19 protein-coding genes and 1 pseudogene are annotated in these 17,544 nt (G+C 70.8%); 12 read left to right on the top strand and 8 right to left on the bottom strand.

The features are described from left to right. Positions 1–99 precede the first annotated feature (99 nt). Positions 100–453 (top strand): DUF732 domain-containing protein, encoded by a 354-nt coding sequence (locus HMPREF0591_RS06780; RefSeq protein WP_007167722.1) that lies wholly within the window; start codon positions 100–102, stop codon positions 451–453. Positions 454–460: 7 nt separating this feature from the next. On the opposite strand, the gene HMPREF0591_RS06775 is transcribed toward HMPREF0591_RS06780, so the two are convergent. Next, on the bottom strand, positions 461–1,153 hold the full coding sequence (locus HMPREF0591_RS06775; RefSeq protein ID WP_007167721.1) for a demethylmenaquinone methyltransferase: 693 nt from the start codon (positions 1,151–1,153) through the stop codon (positions 461–463). A gap of 55 nt (positions 1,154–1,208) precedes the next feature. On the opposite strand from HMPREF0591_RS06775, the pseudogene HMPREF0591_RS30750 reads away from it, so the two are divergent. Continuing rightward, positions 1,209–2,034, top strand: a pseudogene (locus HMPREF0591_RS30750) (SDR family oxidoreductase). A gap of 8 nt (positions 2,035–2,042) precedes the next feature. Here HMPREF0591_RS30750 and HMPREF0591_RS06765 read toward each other — a convergent pair. Genes HMPREF0591_RS06765 through HMPREF0591_RS06740 form a run of 6 tightly spaced genes read right to left on the bottom strand, consistent with a single transcriptional unit; the run spans position 2,043 to position 8,829 of the window. After that, positions 2,043–3,197, bottom strand: a complete 1,155-nt coding sequence (locus HMPREF0591_RS06765) for a glycosyltransferase family 4 protein (protein WP_007167718.1) — start codon at positions 3,195–3,197, stop codon at positions 2,043–2,045. A gap of 38 nt (positions 3,198–3,235) precedes the next feature. Next, complete coding sequence (locus HMPREF0591_RS06760) at positions 3,236–3,802, bottom strand: DUF3592 domain-containing protein (protein ID WP_050789982.1); 567 nt, start codon at positions 3,800–3,802, stop codon at positions 3,236–3,238. Continuing rightward, positions 3,777–5,414, bottom strand: coding sequence for a 2-succinyl-5-enolpyruvyl-6-hydroxy-3-cyclohexene-1-carboxylic-acid synthase (menD, locus tag HMPREF0591_RS06755; RefSeq protein WP_040621973.1), 1,638 nt, complete (start codon positions 5,412–5,414; stop codon positions 3,777–3,779). Before menD ends, HMPREF0591_RS06760 begins: the two co-directional genes overlap by 26 nt. Before the next feature lie 54 nt (positions 5,415–5,468). Next, positions 5,469–6,251 carry an alpha/beta fold hydrolase gene (locus HMPREF0591_RS06750; RefSeq protein WP_007167715.1) on the bottom strand — a complete coding sequence of 261 codons (783 nt, stop codon included), beginning with the start codon at positions 6,249–6,251 and terminating at the stop codon, positions 5,469–5,471. Continuing rightward, positions 6,248–7,228 (bottom strand): o-succinylbenzoate synthase, encoded by a 981-nt coding sequence (locus tag HMPREF0591_RS06745; RefSeq protein WP_007167714.1) that lies wholly within the window; start codon positions 7,226–7,228, stop codon positions 6,248–6,250. Before HMPREF0591_RS06745 ends, HMPREF0591_RS06750 begins: the two co-directional genes overlap by 4 nt. After that, entirely contained in the window at positions 7,225–8,829 is a 1,605-nt protein-coding gene (locus tag HMPREF0591_RS06740; RefSeq protein ID WP_007167713.1) for an amidohydrolase, read from the bottom strand. Before HMPREF0591_RS06740 ends, HMPREF0591_RS06745 begins: the two co-directional genes overlap by 4 nt. Positions 8,830–8,905: 76 nt before the next feature. On the opposite strand from HMPREF0591_RS06740, the gene fadD8 reads away from it, so the two are divergent. Next, the gene (fadD8, locus tag HMPREF0591_RS06735; RefSeq protein ID WP_007167712.1) at positions 8,906–10,507 is read left to right on the top strand and encodes a fatty-acid--CoA ligase FadD8; all 1,602 of its coding nucleotides are present in this window, start codon (positions 8,906–8,908) and stop codon (positions 10,505–10,507) included. A 95-nt stretch (positions 10,508–10,602) separates the two neighbouring features. Here fadD8 and HMPREF0591_RS06730 read toward each other — a convergent pair whose 3' ends face one another. Further along, on the bottom strand, positions 10,603–11,145 hold the full coding sequence (locus HMPREF0591_RS06730; protein ID WP_007167711.1) for a TetR/AcrR family transcriptional regulator: 543 nt from the start codon (positions 11,143–11,145) through the stop codon (positions 10,603–10,605). Positions 11,146–11,228: 83 nt separating this feature from the next. Between HMPREF0591_RS06730 and HMPREF0591_RS06725 the strand changes: the two genes are divergently transcribed. The 9 genes from HMPREF0591_RS06725 to HMPREF0591_RS06685 form a co-directional block, all read left to right on the top strand. Then, positions 11,229–12,149, top strand: coding sequence for an aldo/keto reductase (locus HMPREF0591_RS06725; protein ID WP_007167710.1), 921 nt, complete (start codon positions 11,229–11,231; stop codon positions 12,147–12,149). 11 nt (positions 12,150–12,160) lie between these two features. Next, the gene (locus HMPREF0591_RS06720) at positions 12,161–12,616 is read left to right on the top strand and encodes a nitroreductase family deazaflavin-dependent oxidoreductase (RefSeq protein WP_007167709.1); all 456 of its coding nucleotides are present in this window, start codon (positions 12,161–12,163) and stop codon (positions 12,614–12,616) included. 13 nt (positions 12,617–12,629) lie between these two features. Then, positions 12,630–13,532 carry a 1,4-dihydroxy-2-naphthoyl-CoA synthase gene (locus HMPREF0591_RS06715; protein WP_007167708.1) on the top strand — a complete coding sequence of 301 codons (903 nt, stop codon included), beginning with the start codon at positions 12,630–12,632 and terminating at the stop codon, positions 13,530–13,532. 107 nt (positions 13,533–13,639) lie between these two features. Then, positions 13,640–14,536: an SDR family oxidoreductase gene (locus HMPREF0591_RS06710; RefSeq protein ID WP_040621298.1), complete on the top strand. Its 897-nt coding sequence runs from the start codon at positions 13,640–13,642 to the stop codon at positions 14,534–14,536. A 27-nt stretch (positions 14,537–14,563) separates the two neighbouring features. After that, a complete protein-coding gene (locus HMPREF0591_RS06705) occupies positions 14,564–14,971 on the top strand; it encodes a VOC family protein (RefSeq protein ID WP_007167706.1) in 408 nt (135 codons plus the stop codon). Between the two features lie 97 nt (positions 14,972–15,068). Then, positions 15,069–16,310 carry an inorganic phosphate transporter gene (locus tag HMPREF0591_RS06700; protein ID WP_007167705.1) on the top strand — a complete coding sequence of 414 codons (1,242 nt, stop codon included), beginning with the start codon at positions 15,069–15,071 and terminating at the stop codon, positions 16,308–16,310. After that, the gene (locus HMPREF0591_RS06695) at positions 16,310–16,597 is read left to right on the top strand and encodes a hypothetical protein (RefSeq protein WP_007167704.1); all 288 of its coding nucleotides are present in this window, start codon (positions 16,310–16,312) and stop codon (positions 16,595–16,597) included. Before HMPREF0591_RS06700 ends, HMPREF0591_RS06695 begins: the two co-directional genes overlap by 1 nt. 56 nt (positions 16,598–16,653) lie before the next feature. Further along, positions 16,654–16,956 (top strand): DUF3349 domain-containing protein, encoded by a 303-nt coding sequence (locus HMPREF0591_RS06690; RefSeq protein ID WP_007167703.1) that lies wholly within the window; start codon positions 16,654–16,656, stop codon positions 16,954–16,956. 68 nt (positions 16,957–17,024) lie between these two features. Next, positions 17,025–17,544 (top strand): AMP-binding protein (locus HMPREF0591_RS06685; protein WP_007167702.1); only part of this gene is annotated, 520 nt, incomplete at its 3' end.

Raw genomic sequence — 17,544 nt, 5'->3', positions numbered from 1 at the left:
CCGCTCACCGTCGTTGACCTGCGAAACCCGCACCGCGTCCCGAATGTGGCCGCCGGTGATTTTCCACGCGGTTAAGGCGGGCGGTGTATAGTCCGGCTAATGAAGGGAACGAAGCTGGCTACTATCGGCGGCCTGGCCGCCGCCGCCGTCGCGCTGGCCGCGCCCGCGCTCGCCTCGCCGCCGCCGTCCAACGACGGTGACGTCTCATTCAAGAACACCGTCAACGGCTTCGGCATCTACCAGCCGCAGGACCAGCTGGCGTGGATGGGCAAGATCACCTGCGACCGGATCGGCAAGGGCGTGGACGGCGACCCCTATAAGTCGGCCACTTTCATTCAGCGCAACCTGCCGCGCGGCACCACTCAGGGCCAGGCGTTCCAGTTCCTGGGCGCGGCGGTGGACCACTACTGCCCCGACCAGATCGGCTTCGTGCAGCGGGCCGGCACCCACTAGCTCGTTCTCAGCGCAGGGGCTTGTATCCCGCGTGTAGGGCGACGATGCCGCCGGTCAGGTTGCGCCACCGCACCGCGGCCCATCCGGCCCGCGAGATGTCGCGCGCCAGCCCCTCCTGGTCGGGCCACGCCCTGATCGATTCCGCCAGGTAGACGTAGGCGTCGGGGTTGCTGGACACCGCGCGCGCCACCCGCGGCAGCGCCCGCATCAAATACTCCTTGTAGGCGGTGGCGAACAGCGCGTTGGTGGGCGTGGAGAACTCGCAGACCACCAATCGGCCACCCGGGCGGGTGACCCGCGCCATCTCGCGCAGCGCCGCCTGCGGGTTGACCACGTTGCGCAGCCCGAAACTAATTGTGACAGCGTCGAATACGCCGTCCCCGAACGGCAGCCGGGTGGCGTCGGCCCCGACCTTGGGCACGTTGCGCGCGGCACCGGCCGCCAGCATCCCGACCGAGAAATCGGCCGCCACACACCACGCCCCCGACTTCTGCAACTCGACCGTGGACACCGCGGTGCCCGCGGCCAGGTCCAGCACCTTGTGGCCGGGTCCGATCGTCAACGCCGACCGGGTCGCCCTCCGCCAGAAGCGGTCCTGGCCGAGCGACAGCACGGTGTTGGTCAGGTCGTAGCGGCGGGCGACGCCGTCGAACATCGACGCGACGTCCCGGGGGTCCTTGTCCAACGCCGCGCGACTCATGACGAAGACGCTACCCGGGAGGGAATTAGGTGGCGGGATCGGCGTTGCAACACGGGTGCCTGAAAAAGTTTGGTTTATCACCGGTACATCGCGGGGCTTCGGACGGGCGTGGGCCGCAGCGGCGCTGGAGCGCGGCGACAGGGTCGCTGCGACGGCACGCAACACGGCATCGCTGGACGACCTGGCCGAGCGCTACGGCGACGCCCTGTTGCCCATCCGGCTGGACGTCACCGACCGGAACGCGGACTTCGCCGCGGTCAAGCAGGCGCGCGACCACTTCGGGCGTCTCGACATTGTCGTGAACAACGCGGGCTACGGCCAGTTCGGGTTCATCGAGGAACTCTCCCAGCAAGAGGCGCGCGATCAGATCGAGACGAATGTCTTTGGGGCGCTGTGGATCACCCAGGCCGCGCTGCCGTACCTGCGCGAGCAGGGCAGCGGGCACATCATCCAGGTGTCCTCGATCGGGGGCATCACGGCGTTCCCGTTGGTCGGCATGTATCACGCGTCGAAGTGGGCGCTGGAAGGGTTTTCGCAGGCGCTGGCGCAGGAGGTCGCCCCGTTCGGCGTGCACGTCACGCTGATCGAGCCGGGCGGCTTCGACACCGACTGGGCCGGGGACTCGGCGAGGCACGCCGATCCGCTGCCGGCATACGACGACGTTCGCGCCGCCGTGCAGGCCGAGCGCAGCAGGCGGTGGGCCAGCCCGGGAAATCCGGAGGCCTCAGCGGCCGCGCCTGCTGCGGGTGGTCGACGCCGAGAAGCCGCCGCTGCGAGTGTTTTTCGGCTCGTCTCCGCTGGAGACGGCCAAGGCAGACTACGAGAGCCGGCTCCGCACCTGGGCGGAGTGGCAGCCCGTCGCGGAGCTCGCGCAGGGCTGACCGCCGGTTCACTCGCCCTGTGCGTACCGCTTGGCGAACATCCGCCGGCGGGTGAACGGGGAGAGCACCGCCTCGTAGTGGCCGAGCAGCTCGTCGCAGATGACCGGCCAGCTGCGGCCGAGCACGCTGCGCCGCGCGGCCAGTGCGTAGCGCTGTCGTTGGTCGATCAGATGGGTGACGGCGGCCGGCAACTTCGCCTCGAACTCGTCGACGCCCAGTAACAAACCGGTGCGCCACGGCGTGACGAGGTCGCGTGGGCCGCCGGCGTCGGGGGCGATGACCGGCAACCCCGACGCCAGCGCTTCCTGCACGACTTGGCAAAACGTCTCGTGCTCGCCGGGATGCACGAAGACGTCCATGCTGGCGTACGCCGCGGCGAGTTCGTCGCCGTACAACGCACCCGTGAAAACCGCTGTCGGCATGGCCTTCTGCAACTTCTTGCGGTCGACGCCGTCGCCGACGATGACCAGTTGCACGTCGTCGCGCGCCGCCAACGGAACCAGCCGCTCGACGTGCTTCTCGGGCGCCAGCCGGCCCACGAAGCCGACGATCGGCTTGCCATGCGGCGACCACCCGCGTCGCAGCGCCTCGTCACGCCCGGACGGGGCGAACCGCAGCACGTCCACCCCGCGAGCCCACCGGTGCACCCTCGGAAAGCGATGTGCCACGAGCGATTCCATCGTCACACTGGACGGCGCCAGGGTACGGTCGGCCAGGCTGTGCAGGTGGCGGAACCACGCCCACGCGGCCCGCGCCGTCATCGGAATGCCGTAGCTCGCCGCGAAACCCGGGACGTCCGTTTGGTACACCGCCACCGTCGGCACACCCAACCAGCGCGCCGCCTTCACCCCGCCGTAGCCCAGCAGGGCGGGCGAGGCCAGATGCACGACGTGCGGGTCGAATCCGCGCAGCACGCTCACCATCCGCGGCGTGGGCACGCCCAGCGGCAGCGTGGTCACCTTGGGGAACATGCGCGAGGGCACCCGATGCACCCGGATCCCGTCGTAGATGCGATCCGCCGGGACGCCACCGGGAGGGGTGTCCGGGGCGATGACGAGGGCTTCGTGGCCGGTCCGGCGCAAATGCTCCAGCACCCGGATCACCGAGTTGCTGACACCATTGACTTCCGGCAGGAACGATTCGGCGACGATGGCAACGCGCACGACACCACAGTGTCAGCGCCGACTTTCGGCAAGGTTGCCTAAGGGCATACGTCGTGCGAAATCTGCTGGTCGGACCCCTCCGCGCGCCGGTCCAGCAGCTTGTCCAGCAGCGCCAGGCCGACCAGCAGCGCCGCCGCGACCAGCCAGCACACCACCGCGATCGACCCCGCCGGGATGATGGCCAGCCCGGCATTGCGATGCTGCACGCGAACCAGATTGGGATCGTTCTTGTTGTACTCGACGTAGATCCGCATCCCCGTCGCCAGATGTGACGGATACAACACGCCGAGCTCCGGACGGTACGTGACGCGCTCGGGTGTGACGAATTCGATGGTGGAGCGCCGCTGCCCGGCGCTGAGCACCTCCGCCTGCGCCACCCCCATGTTGTGTCCGATCGCCAGGTCGTCGCGCCAGGCGCCGGCGACCAACAGCACCGACTGCAGCGTGACCAAGCCGGTCACGATCAACACCGCGATCCGGGCCCAGCGCAACGCAATCCGCGACGGGGTGTTCGGCGGCCGGTCGCTGCGACCGTGAATCAGGATGTGCAGCAGCCTTTTCGCGCGGTTCACGAGCCGCTCACAGGGCCGCCTTGATGGCGGCATGCAGTTGCCGCAGCGAGGACCGGTCCGCCTTGACCTCCAGCACCCGCATGCCGGCCGCCGGTTCGTCGAGGGCCGCGCTGAGCTGGTCGACCTCGATCTGGCGGCTCTCCACGTGATAGGCGCGGCACAGCGCGCCGACGTCGACGTCGTGCGGCGTCCCGAAGATCCGCGAGGACACGTCGGAGAACCGCGGGTCGCCCTGCTCGAGCAGTTCGAAGATGCCGCCGCCGTTGTCGTTGGAGACCACGATGGTCAGCCGGCGCGGGGTCGGCTCGGTGGGGCCGATCAGCAGCCCGGAGCTGTCGTGGACGAACGTCAGGTCGCCGATCAGCGCGACGGTGCGGCCGTCGTGGGCCCCCTCATGCGCCAAAGCGGCCCCGATCGCGGTGGAGACGGTGCCGTCGATGCCCGCGACCCCGCGGTTGGAGCGGACCCGGATGCCGTGGGTGTCCAGGCCGACCAGCGCCGCGTCGCGGACGGGGTTGGACGCGCCGAGCACCAGCTGGTCCCCCGGGCGCAGCGCGTCGGCCACGGCCGCCGCGACGTGCAGACCGGTGGTGAGCGGGTGGGCCTCGAGTTGACCGCGCACCGCGTCGTTCGCGTGCCGGTTGATCTCCGCGCAGCGCGTCAGCCAGGCGGGGTTCGGGGTCCCGGTGGTGACCGCCCGGGTGCCGGTCGCCTGTGAGTTGCCCGAGACGTCCGGCCAGCGCGGTCCGGTGGTCAGCGCGTACACCGGCACCTTGGGGTCGGCCAGCAGCGCGGACACCGGCCGGTGCAGGGTCGGGCGGCCGAGCATGATCACCTGCTTGGGGCGCAGCAGCGGCAGGGCCAGCGGGTGCAAGGGGTTGCCGGGGGCCGGTGCCGTCGGCTCGGCGACGGTCGGCAACTCCGCGAGGTTGGGGTGCGCGCCGGCGCCGTGACCGGCGATGACGACCGTGTCGGGCGTCACGTCGATGTCCAGCGGCTGGTCGAACGTGACCGGCGGCGTGTAGGTCCACGGCCGTCCCCCCGGCCGGCCCGGCGGGATCGCGGCGCCGCGGGGCTCGGGATCCGGCACCAGCGGTTCGCGCAGCGGGATGTCGAACTGCACGGGGCCGGCGTTGGCGGCGCGAGACCCCGTGGCGGCCACCAGGACTCGACACGTCGCCGAGCGCCAGGTGGCGTTGAGGGCGTCCAGCCGTTCGGGGGCGTCCTCCGCCAGGCCGAGGCTGATGGCGGCGCGCACCTGGGTGCCGAAGTACCCCAGCTGCTCCATGGTCTGGTTGGCCCCGGTGCCCAGCATTTCGTAGGGCCGGTTGGCCGACAACACGATCAGCGGCACCCGCGCGTAGTTCGCCTCCACCACGGCCGGGCCGAGGTTGGCCACGGCGGTCCCCGACGTCATCGCGACGCACACCGGGGCGCCCGCGGCGATCGCCAGCCCGATGGCCAGGTAGCCGGCGGTGCGCTCGTCGATGCGGACGTGCAACCGGATGCGGCCGGCGCTGTCGGCGTCGGCCAGCGCGAACGCGAGCGGCGCGTTTCGCGAGCCGGGGCACAGCACCACGTCGCGGACGCCGCCGCGAATCAGCTCGTCAACGACGACGCGCGCCTGTGTCGTCGAGGGGTTCACCACTACAGCCTGTCACAACCCGCGAGCCGGGCGCCCGACGTCGGGTTGCCGGTCTCAGTTGCCGGCGAAGAACTTCAGCACCGCCTCGTTGACGGCGTCCGGGCGCTCGAAGAACCCGAGGTGGCCGGCGTCGGGGATCTGCACGTAGCGGCCGTTGGGCAGCGCGTCGGCGACCTCACGCCCCAGGTAGGGGGGCGTCAGCACGTCGTCGGAGAAGCCGATCACCAGGACCGGCGTCGCGATGCTGCGATAGGCCGGCAGCCGATTGGTGTAGGGGGCGATATCCAGCTGGCACCGCGTCCCCGGCGTGGACTTGACCGGCCACATGGAAAACATCGCGATCCAGTCCGCCACCGCGACGTCGTCGTTGAGCGTCTTGTGCGAAAAGTTTTCCAGCAAGCGGATTTTCGCCTCGTACGAGCTCGGCACCTGGACACCGGCGTCGGCCAGCTCGGCCTCGGCGTCGCGGAAGAACTCGCGGGTCTTGTCCATGCGGCCCCGGGTGCCCATCAGCACCGCGGAGCTGACGAGTTCGGGCCGCGCGAGCATGAGTTCCTGGGCGATGAACGCCCCCATCGACATCCCGACGATGCGGGCGGGCGCGGCGTTCAGGCCCTCGATCAGCGCCGCGGTGTCGGCGACCATGGTCTGCGTGGTGAATCCCTGGGCGTTCTCGGTGGCGCCGATCCCGCGGTTGTCGAAGGTGATGACGCGGTAGCCGGCCTCCAGGAACGCGGGGACCTGATAGGGGTGCCAGGTCCGGCCGGCTCCGCCGTGGCCGCTGATGAACACGACCGGCTCGCCGGAGCCGCGGTCGTCGTAAGCCAGGTTGATCACTCGGTCGACGGTACAAGGAGCGCGTGGCAGGCCGTGACCCGGTCGATCCACCACCGGCGCCGCTCCGGGGGCGCGGCCAGGGTCCGCAACCGCGCCGGATCGGGCGTGACGGGCCCGACCGCCAGGGCGCCGTCGACGGGCGCGGCGACGTCGGCGACGTCCTCGACGAACAGCCCGCCGGTGCCCAGCCCGCACGCGTGCCGCAGCACCGGCAGCGCCGCGGCGGCGGCCAGCCCCGCGGCGATGCCCACCGCGGAATCGATGGCGCTGGAGACCACCACGGGGATGTCGATCTGGGCGGCGATCGACAGCATGGCCGAAATGCCGCCCAGCGGCGCGACTTTCAGCACGGCGATGTCGGCGGCGCGGGCGCGGACCACGGCCAGCGGGTCGTCGGCCTTGCGGATGCTCTCGTCGGCGGCGATCGGCACGCGTCGCATGTCCGGTCGGCGGCGCAGGGCCGACAATTCGTCGACGGTCGCGCACGGTTGTTCGAGGTACTCCAGCGGGCCGTCGGCGGTCAGGGCGGCGGCCGCCCGCGCCGCCTGCTCGACGCTCCAGCCGCCGTTGGCGTCCACCCGCACGGTCGGCACGAGCTCGCGCACGGCGTTGACGCGGTCGACGTCGTCGGCCAGCGTCTGGCCGGGCTCGGCGACCTTCACCTTGGCCGTGCGCGCCCCGGGGAACCGGGCCAGCACCTCGGGGACGGCGGCGGCGGGGACGGCCGGCACGGTGGCGTTGATCGGGATGCGGTCGCGCCGCGGCGGCGGCGGCTCGCGGTAGGCGGCCTCGATCGCCGACGCCAGCCAGTGCGCCGCCTCGGGCGGCGCGTATTCCAGGAAGGCGCCGAACTCGCCCCAGCCCGCGGGGCCCTCGATGAGGGCGACCTCGCGGGTGGTGATGCCGCGGAACCGCACCCGCATCGGCAGCGCGACCACGTGCAGGCGGTCGAGCAGCTCGTCGAGGGGAGGCCTCACCGGCCGTAGACCCGGCGGCCCGCCAGATACGTCGCGCGCACCTCCAGGTCGGCGATCCGCTCGGGCGGCACGGTCCGCGGGTCGGCCGAGAGCACCACCAGGTCGGCGTACTTGCCGACCTCCAGCGAGCCGATCACGTCGTCGGCGAACAGCTGCCAGGCCGCGTCGATGGTCTGCGCGCGGATCGCCTGCTCGACCGTCAGCCGCTCCTCGGGTGCCAGCACCCGGCCGCTGGGCGCCGTCCGCGTCACGGCGACGCTGATGTTGCGCAGCGGCTCCTCGGGCGTGACCGGCGGGTCGTTGTGCAGCGAGATGCGCATGCCGGTGGCCACCGCGGAACCCGCTGGCATCCAACGGGATCCACGCTCGGGACCGAACAGCCCGTCGACGATGATGTCGCCCCAGTAGTGGATCTGGTCGACGAAGATGCTGCAGGTGACCCCGAGGCCGGCGGCCCGCTGCAGCTGCTCGGGCCGGATGGCGCCGACGTGCTCGAGCCGCAACCGGTGATCGTCGCGCGGATGGCGGCGCAACGCTTCCTCGTAGACGTCCAGGATGGTGTCCACCCCGGCGTCGCCCTGCACGTGGCAGGCCATCTGCCAGCCCAGCGGGAGGTAGGCCTCGACGATCTCGGTCAGCTGCTCGCGGGTGTAGTTGGCGCATCCGCAGGATCCGGGAGTCACGCCGATGGCGCGGGTGGCGGCGGTGTCCAGGTAGGGGAAGGACAGGTCGATGTTGCCGACCCACGGGGAGCCGTCCACCCAGATCTTGATGCCGACCTGACGGAGCATGTCGTCGCCCTGGCCGGGGGTGGCGTCGGTGCGCATCCGCGGGTTGGAGATCTCGTAGGTGCGCAGCCGGACCGTCAGCTCGCCGCTCAGTCGGGAGACCGCCGGCCCGAACGCCGGGTCGAAGGCCATCTCCGAGCAGGTGGTCAGGCCGGCGCGGTTCAGCCGGGCGCATTCGGCCAGCAGCATCGCCGGGTAGTCGGCGGGCGCGATGGCCCCGGCCAGCAACGGGAACACCGCGCCCGTTTCCTCGGCGGTGCCGTCCAGGTCGCCGCGCGCGTCGCGGCCGAACCGGGCGCCCTTGGGATCCGGGGTGTCACGGGTCAGGCCGGCGCGCTCGGCCGCGTGCGAGTTGAAGTAGGCCTTGTGCCCGGAGTTGTGGATGATGACCAGCGGCCCGCCCGGGGCGATCTCGTCGAGCCAGGCCAGCGTCGGCTGGGGCAGGCCGTCCTGCAGCAGCGGATCCCAGCCGTTGAGGTAGGCGCCGGCCGCTCCCCTGGCGGCGACCTCGCGGCGGACCGCGGCGACGACGTCGTCGGCCTCCCGGATGGTGACTGGCCGGATGTCGACGATGCGGTCCGAGAGCGCGAGCGCCTCCATCAGCGGATGACCGTGCGCCTCAACGAATCCCGGCATCACGCAGCCGTCACCGACGTCGATGGTGTGGGTGCCGGGGCCGACGTACGCCTCGACGTCCGACCGGCTGCCGACGGCGACGATCCGCCCGTCGGCGACGGCGAGCGCCTCGGCGGTGGGCCGCTTCTCGTCGACGGTCAGCACGGTTCCGGTGATGACGAGATCTGCGGCGGCCATGAGCAGGGATGCTAGTGGTCCGGTGTCACGGAGGGCCCGGCTGACCCGAATTGCAACACGTTCTAGTCTTGCCAACATGAGTGACGAGCTGCTGCGCCATCCCATTCATTCCGGACACCTGACCGTCGGTGCGCTCAAGCGCAACAAGGACAAGCCGGTGCTGCATCTGGGCGACACCACGCTGACCGGTGGTCAGCTCGCCGAGCGCATCAGCCAGTACATCCAGGCGTTCGAGGCGCTGGGCGCGGGCACCGGCGCGACCGTCGGGCTGCTGTCGCTGAACCGGCCCGAGGTGCTGATGATCATCGGCGCCGGCCAGACGCAGGGTTACCGGCGGGTGGCGCTGCACCCGCTGGGCTCCCTGGACGACCACGCCTACGTGCTGGGCGACGCCGGCGTCACGTCGCTGATCATCGACCCCAACCCGATGTTCGTCGAGCGGGCGCTGGGCCTGCTGGAGAAGGTGCCGGGCCTCAAGCAGGTCCTGACCATCGGCCCGGTCCCCGAAGCGCTGGGCGCCTCCGCGGTGGACCTGGTCGCCGAGGCCGCGAAGTATTCGCCGAAACCGTTGGTGGCGGCCGAACTTCCGCCCGACCACATCGGCGGGATGGCGTACACCGGCGGCACCACCGGCAAGCCCAAGGGGGTGCTGGGCACCGCGCAGTCGATCACCACGATGACCACGATCCAGCTCGCCGAGTGGGAGTGGCCGGAGAACCCGCGCTTTTTGATGTGCACCCCGCTGTCGCATGCCGGGGCGGCGTTCTTCGTGCCGACGATCATCAAGGGCGGCGAGCTGGTGGTCTTGACCAAGTTCGACCCGGCCGAGGTGCTGCGGGTGATCGAGGAGCAGAAGATCACCGCGACCATGCTGGTGCCGTCGATGATCTACGCGTTGATGGACCACCCCGATTCGCACACCCGCGACCTGTCCTCGCTGGAGACGGTCTACTACGGTGCCTCGGCGATGAACCCGGTGCGGCTGGCCGAGGCCATCCGCCGCTTCGGTCCGATCTTCGCCCAGTACTACGGGCAGTCCGAGGCGCCGATGGTGATTTCGTACCTGGCCAAGAAGGACCACGACGAGAAGCGGCTCACCTCGTGCGGGCGGCCCACGCTGTTCGCCCGCACCGCGCTGCTGGACGCCGACGGCAACCCGGTGCCGCAGGGCGAAGTCGGCGAGATCTGCGTGTCCGGACCGCTGCTGAGCGGCGGGTACTGGAACCTGCCGGAGGAGACGGCCAAGACGTTCTCCGGCGGCTGGCTGCACACCGGCGACATGGCCCGCGAGGACGAGGACGGCTTCTGGTTCATCGTCGACCGGGTCAAGGACATGATCGTTACGGGCGGGTTCAACGTGTTCCCGCGCGAGGTCGAGGACGTCGTCGCCGAGCACCCGGCCGTCGCGCAGGTGTGCGTGATCGGCACGCCGGACGAGAAGTGGGGTGAGGCCGTCACCGCGGTGATCGTGCTGCGGCCCGACCACCCCTCCGACGACGAGGCGGTGACGCGGGTGACCGTCGAGATCCAGGCCGCGGTCAAGGAGCGCAAGGGCTCGGTGCAATCGCCCAAGCAGGTGATCGTCGTCGACTCGGTGCCGGTGACCGCGCTGGGCAAGCCCGACAAGAAGGCCGTGCGCGCGCAGTTCTGGGAGGGCGCCGGCCGGGCGGTCGGCTGAGTTTCGGCGCTCGGGCGTCACGCTGGCGTGACGCTCGGTGGCGACGGCCACGCTGGCGTGACGCTCGGTGAGAGGTCGTTAGCGCTCGGCGCTCGTTAGCGCCCAGTCACCCCCGCCACCAGCAGGTCGAGCATGCGAGCCGTTTGCTCCGGCGAGCCGCTGGCCAAAAAGATGCCGATCAGGCTGGACACCACGTCGTCGGCCTGGACGTCCGGGCGCAGGCTGCCGTCGTCGGCGCCGGCCCGCAGCAGCAGGTCGACGGCGCCGACGATGCTGTCGCGGGTCTGGCCGGCCTGCATGGCGCCGGAGGCGAAGATCGCCTGCAGCGACTCCGCCATGCCGCGCTTGGCGGCCACGAATGAGGCGTAGCGATCCATCCAGCGGCGCAGGGCCTCCCTGGGCGGGTGGCGCTTGAGCAGCCGTTCGGCCGTCGCAGCCACTTCGTCGAGCTCGGTGCGGTAGATCGCCTCGACCAGCGCCTCTCGATTCGGGAAGTGGCGGTAGAGCGTGCCGATTCCGACGCCGGCGTCGCGCGCGATCGACTCCAGCGACACGGACCTGCCCTGGGAGAACGCCGCCGTCGCCACCTCGAGCAGCTTCTCGCGGTTCCGGCGCGCGTCGGATCGAATCTCGGCCAAAGCGGAGGGTCCTCCGTTTCTGCTACGCTCCGGATAAGCGGAGGGCCCTCCGCATTTTCTCCAGTGTGACACGAAGGAGCACCATGACCGACCAACCACGGCCCGGCGGCCTCGGCACCATCGGCGCGTCGACGGTCGCCCGCGTGGGCTACGGCGCGATGCAGCTGTTCGAGGCCACACCGGACGAAGCGACGGCGGTGCTGCGCCGCGCGGTCGAGCTCGGCATCAACCACATCGACACCGCGTCCTTCTACGGCCCCGGGGAGGTGAACCGCCGGGTCCGCGCCGCGCTCGCGCCGTACCCCGAAGACCTCGTGATCGTCAGCAAGGTCGGCGCGCGCTACACCGGCGAGCAGCCGATCCCCCTGGCCGCGGCGCAACGGCCCGCCGAACTGCGCGCCGCGGTGGAGGACGATCTGCGCCAGCTCGGCCTGGACTGCGTGCCGGTGGTCAACCTGCGGCGCATGGACCTCGGGCCCGGCGTGGCCGCCGAGGGCGACCAGGTCGTCGACGTCGACGACCAGCTCGCGGAGATGATCGCGCTGCGCGACGAGGGCAAGATCGGCGCGATCGGCATCAGCGCCGTGCCGTTGGACGTGTTGCGCCGGGCGTTGCCCGCGGGGATCGCCTGCGTGCAGAACGCCTACAGCCTGCTCGACCGGTCGCAGGAGGAGACGCTGCGCGTCTGCGCGGCCGAAGGCATCGCGTGGGTGCCCTACTTCCCGCTGGGATCGTCGTTCCCCGGTTTCCCCAAGGTCGCCGACCATCCGGCGGTGGCCGAGATCGCCGGCGATCTCGGCGTGACGGGCGCCCAGGTCGGCCTGGCCTGGCTGCTGGGCCACACGCCCAACACGTTGCTGATCCCGGGGACGCGGTCGGTCGCACACCTGCAGGAGAACGTCGCCGCGGGGGACGTCACGCTGAGCGCCGCCGCGCTGGAAAGGCTGGACGCCGCCGGCACGACGGAGCCCCAGCCGCACGGGGTCGAACCCTTCCAGAGGTAACGTCGCTGCCTATGGGAAGCGGCAAGCCGATCAAGCCGCCGTGGTGGCTGAAACCGGCCAACAAGGTCTTCATCCAGATGTCGCGGCTGGGAATGAGTTTCGGCGGCGAGAGCCCCGTCGTGCTGACGGTGACCGGCCGCAAGTCCGGCGCGCCGCGCTCGACACCGGTGACCCCGATGACGGTCGACGGCCGACAGTACGTCGTCGCCGGGTCTCCCGGCGCCGACTGGGTGGCCAACGCGCGGGCCGCCGGTGCGGCGACGATCGCGCGCGGCCGCCACGTGCGGCGGGTGCGGATGGCCGAGCTGTCCGCCGACGACGCGCGACCGATCCTGCGGCTGTTCCCCACCGAGGTGCCGACGGGCGTCGGCTTCATGAAGCGGGCGGGATTCGTCACCGAGGGCCGCCCGGAGGAGTTCGAGGCCCTGGCCGGCCGCTGCGCGGTGTTCCGGCTCGACCCGGTATAGGAGTTCAAACATTTTGACCGACAATCCCTTTGACGCACAGGCCTGGCGGCCGGTGGCCGGGTTCGACGACCTGACCGACATCACCTACCACCGCCACATCACCGACGCCACGGTCCGGGTGGCGTTCGACCGGCCCGAGGTGCGCAACGCCTTCCGGCCGCACACCGTCGACGAGCTCTACCGGGTGCTCGACCACGCGCGGATGTCCCCCGACATCGGCGTGGTGCTGCTGACCGGCAACGGCCCCTCGCCCAAGGACGGCGGCTGGGCGTTCTGCTCCGGCGGTGACCAGCGCGTCCGCGGGCGCTCCGGCTACCAGTACGCCAGCGGGGACACCGCCGAGACCGTCGACCCCGCCCGCGCCGGCCGGCTGCACATCCTCGAGGTTCAGCGGTTGATCCGGTTCATGCCCAAGGTGGTCATCTGCCTGGTGAACGGGTGGGCCGCGGGCGGCGGGCACAGCCTGCACGTGGTCTGCGACCTCACCCTGGCCAGCCGCGAGCACGCCCGGTTCAAGCAGACCGACGCCGACGTCGGCAGCTTCGACGGCGGCTACGGCAGCGCGTACCTGGCGCGCCAGGTGGGCCAGAAGTTCGCCCGCGAGATCTTCTTCCTGGGCCGCACCTACACCGCCGAGCAGATGCACCACATGGGCGCGGTCAACGCGGTCGTCGGCCACGTCGACCTGGAGGCCGAGGCGATCCAGTGGGCCGCCGAGATCAACGCCAAATCCCCGCAGGCGCAACGCATGCTCAAGTTCGCCTTCAACCTGCTCGACGACGGGCTGGTGGGCCAGCAGCTGTTCGCCGGCGAGGCCACCCGGCTGGCGTACATGACCGACGAGGCCGTCGAGGGGCGCGACGCCTTCCTGGAGAAGCGGCCGCCGGACTGGAGCCGGTTCCCCCGCTACTTCTGAGCGCCGGGGCGCTGCTGGCGCCCGAGCGTCACGCTGGCGTGGCGCTCGGCGCCCGGCGTCACGCTGGCGTGACGCTCGGCGCCGCCGCGCCGCCCTAGACTCCCCACGTGAGCAAGAGTCCCCTGCGCCGTTTGACCGATCAGCTCGTCCTGGCCACCATGCGCCCCCCGATGGCCCCCCAGGTGCTGGTCAACCGGCCCGCGATCAAGCCGGTCGACCTCGCCGGCAAGCGGGTGCTGCTCACCGGGGCGTCCTCGGGCATCGGCGAGGCGGCGGCCGAACTACTGGCCCGCGAGGGCGCGACGGTCGCGGTCGTGGCCCGGCGGCAGGAACTGCTGGACGCGCTGGCGCAGCGGATCACCGCGGCGGGCGGCACCGCGCTGTCCATGCCCTGCGACGTCTCCGACATGGGCGCCGTCGACGCGCTGGTCGCCGACGCCGAGAAGCGGCTCGGCGGGGTGGACATCCTGATCAACAACGCCGGCCGCTCCATCCGCCGGCCGCTGGCCGAGTCGCTCGAGCGCTGGCACGACGTCGAACGCACCATGGTGCTCAACTACTACGCACCGCTGCGGCTGATCCGCGGCCTGGCGCCCAAAATGCTCGAGCGCGGCGACGGCCACATCATCAACGTCTCCACCTGGGGCGTGCTCTCCGAGGCGTCGCCGCTGTTCGCGGTCTACAACGCGTCGAAGGCGGCGCTGTCGGCGGTGAGCCGGGTGGTGGAGACCGAGTGGGGCCACCAGGGCGTGCACTCGACGACGCTGTACTACCCGCTGGTGGCCACACCGATGATCGCGCCGACGAAGGCCTACGAGGGCATGCCGGCGCTCACCTCGGAGGAGGCCGCCGAATGGATGCTGACCGCCGCCCGCACCCGGCCGGTGCGGATCGCGCCGCGGATGGCGATCGCCGCCAAGGCGCTGGACACCTTCGGGCCCCGCTTCGTCAACGCGATCATGCAGCGACAAAGCATCCAGCCCAACCGTGAAAACGGCAGCTGAGCCGGCGCGTGTGATAGACACGACGCTATGGAGATCCTCGCCAGCCGGGTGCTGTTCCGGCCGGCGGACTATCAGCGGTCGTTGAGCTTCTATCGGGACCAGATCGGGCTCGCGATATTCCGCGAATACGGCGGCGGCACAGTCTTTTTCGCCGGCCAGTCGCTGCTGGAGCTGGCGGGCTACGGCTCTCCGGACCACTCCCGGGGCCCCTTCCCCGGCGCGCTGTGGCTACAGGTCCGCGACATTGAGGCGACGCAGGCCGAGCTGCGGGGCCGCGGCGTCCCGATCGCCCGCGAGGCGCGCCGGGAACCGTGGGGCTTGCACGAGATGCACGTGACCGACCCCGACGGGATCACGCTGATCTTCGTGCAGATACCGCCGGAGCACCCGCTACGCCGCGACACCCGAAGTGAACGGCAGGGAAATTCCGGTTAACTGAGAGGTAACATCTGGCGACGACTCAAAATACACCCGTATTTCGCCTTTCCCACCGTTCGACAATCGAATCTCCCAACCACGAGAATCAGGCGCTGTGAACATCCAATTGTTCCTCCTCAGCATTGTCGTAATCACGGCACTCGCTTTCGATTTCACGAACGGCTTCCATGACACCGGCAACGCGATGGCCACCTCCATCGCCAGCGGCGCGCTCAAGCCCAAGGTGGCGGTCGCGCTGTCCGCGGTGCTGAACCTGGTGGGTGCGTTCATGTCGACCGCCGTCGCCGCCACCATCGCCAAGGGCCTCATCGACGGGCACATCGTGACACTGGAGCTGGTGTTCGCCGGCCTGGTCGGCGGCATCGTGTGGAACCTGCTGACTTGGCTCTTCGGCATCCCGTCCAGCTCGTCGCACGCGCTGATCGGCGGCATCGTCGGCGCCACGATCGCCGCCGTCGGTGGACACGGGGTGATCTGGAAGGGCCTGGTGTCCCACGTACTCATCCCGGCGGTGGTCGCTGCGATCCTGGCCATCGCCGTCGGGGCGATCGCGACCTGGCTCGTGTACCGGATCACCCGCGGCATCCCGATCAAACACACCGAATCCGGGTTCCGTTACGGCCAGTGGGGCTCGGCGTCGCTGGTCTCGCTGGCGCACGGGACCGGCGACGCGCAGAAGACGATGGGCATCATCTTTCTGGCGCTGATGTCATACGGCTCGATCAGCCGGAACGCCGCCATGCCGCCCCTATGGGTCATCGTTGCGTGCGCGCTGTCCATGGCGGCGGGCACCTACCTGGGCGGCTGGCGCATCATCCGCACCCTGGGCAAGGGGCTGGTGGAGATCCAGTCGCCCCAAGGCATGGCGGCCGAGTCGTCCTCGGCCGCGGTTATCCTGCTGTCCACCCACTTCGGCTACGCGCTGTCGACGACGCAGGTCTGCACGGGCTCGGTGCTGGGCAGCGGGCTGGGCAAGCCCGGCGGCGAGGTGCGCTGGGGCGTGGCCGGCCGCATGGCCGTCGCCTGGCTGGTGACGCTCCCGCTGGCGGGAGTGGTCGGCGCGGTCACCTACTGGATCGTGCACCTGATCGGCGGATACCCCGGGGTCATCGTCGGCTTCGGGCTGCTGGTCGCCGTCTCGGCCACCATCTACATCCGGTCGCGCAAGGTCAAGGTCGACCACAAGAACGTCAACGCCGAATGGAAGGGCGACCTGACGGCAGGGCTTCAGGACGCCGCCGAGCACCTGCCGCCGTCGGACGTGCACCCGACGAACGGCAGCGGCGCGCCTGGCCGGTACGACTCCGACGACCCGACGATGAAGGCGAACGCTTGATGAGTCACTTCAGCGACTGGTTCAACTACCAGGCATCCCTCAAGATCCTGCTCTTCTCCATGCTGGCCGGGGCCGCGTTGCCGGGGCTGTTCGCCCTGGGGCTGCGATTCCACGCGGTAGGCGCCGGGCAGGGCGGCTCGCAGCAGAAGAACCCGGCGCTGCTCGCGCTCGCCTGGCTGATCTATGCGGTGGTACTGGTGGTGATCGCCTTCGCCCTGCTGTACATCTCCAGGGACTTCATCGCCCACCACACCGGCACCGCTTTCCTGGGAGCCACGCCGAAGTAGCATCGACTGATGCTCACCGCGTTACGGAGCCGGACACCGGGGGGAGCTGTACCAGCGTGAACGGATTTCTCAACTCGATCGTCTCGTGGCTGCGCGCGGGATACCCCGAAGGCGTCCCGCCGACGGACACCTTCCCGGTGCTCGCGCTGTTGGCCCGCCGGCTGTCCAACGACGAGGTCAAAGAGGTGGCCTGCGAGCTGATCCGGCGCGGCGAGTTCGACGACGTCGACATCGGGGTGCTGATCACCCAGATCACCGACGAGTTGCCGACGCCCGAGGACGTCGAGCGGGTGCGGCTCCGGTTGGCGGCCCAGGGCTGGCCGTTCGACGACGCGGACGAGGTCGAGGACCCCGCATAGCCGTACTGCGCGCCCTCACCGTTCCCCCGGGTGCGGCCGTCTCGTCGCTGCTGCCCGCCCTGGAACGGGTGCTGGACGGCCGCGACCCCGCGCTGGTCGCCCTCGCCCCGGGCTCCGACGCGCTGGCGGCGGGGCTGCGGGTCGGGGAACCGATCGACGACGACGTGGCCGTGGTGGTGACGACGTCGGGCACCACGGGCACCCCCAAGGGGGCGCTGCTGAGCGCGGCCGCGCTGACGGCCAGCGCGACGGCCACCCATGACCGCCTCGGCGGGCCGGGCAGCTGGCTGCTGGCGCTGCCGCCGCATCACATCGCCGGCCTGCAGGTGCTGGTGCGCAGCGCGCTCGCCGGCTCGACCCCCGTCGAGCTGGACGTCACAAACCCCTCCAAGGGCTTCGATATCGGCGAATTGCCCGGCGCGACAGCGCGATTGGGGCCCGGCCGGCGGTACACGTCGCTGGTCGCCGCGCAGCTGGCCAAGGCGCTGACCGACCCGGGGGCCGCGGCCGCCCTCGCGGAATTGGACGCGGTGTTGCTCGGCGGCGGCCCGGCCCCGCGGGGCGTGCTCGACGCCGCGGCGGCGGCCG

Origin of the sequence: Mycobacterium parascrofulaceum ATCC BAA-614 (assembly GCF_000164135.1) — a bacterium.
Taxonomy (GTDB): domain Bacteria; phylum Actinomycetota; class Actinomycetes; order Mycobacteriales; family Mycobacteriaceae; genus Mycobacterium; species Mycobacterium parascrofulaceum.
Note: the sequence above shows the minus strand (reverse complement) of the source record. Positions and strands in the feature narration are given on the sequence as shown.